We start from the raw sequence: 402 nt of genomic DNA on the forward strand, positions 1-402 counted from the left end.
ATTAAGTTCAAAATGGCTGTGTGATTGTGGATTTAGCACTATTAGATCATATTTGTTAACAAAGTGCGATCCCGCCCTGGGAGTATGAAGGCCATTGGAGCTGGGACTTAGCGTTGTTCTTAAAGCAAGCGGAGATCAATGCTTATCAGAACGGACAAAGAGTAGGTGAAGTAGAATTTAAAGTCCCATACACGGCTAACCCAAACAAATTTGGTAATGCAGCTAAGCGTATTGGTTTTATGATGGATACGGTATTTGGTAAGAAAACTGCTGAAGAAGCAACGAAAGCAGCTAATTCATCAGATTCAAAAGCGACGAACTAGTCTAATTAGTTTACTAACTTATACCTTTGTTCGCTTTCTATTTTTCTTTAAGCTCTGCTCGAATAGACGAATAGACGAA

Annotated in this window: 1 pseudogene; it reads left to right on the forward strand. The window is 38.8% G+C overall.

Annotated features, from left to right (window positions below):
• Positions 1-80 precede the first annotated feature (80 nt).
• A pseudogene (locus AB4384_RS18915) lies at positions 81-323 on the forward strand (hypothetical protein); the annotation flags it as partial.
• Positions 324-402 lie beyond the last annotated feature (79 nt).

It is taken from the genome of Vibrio sp. 10N.261.51.A4, from assembly GCF_041471945.1.
Taxonomy (GTDB): Bacteria; Pseudomonadota; Gammaproteobacteria; order Enterobacterales; family Vibrionaceae; genus Vibrio; species Vibrio crassostreae_C.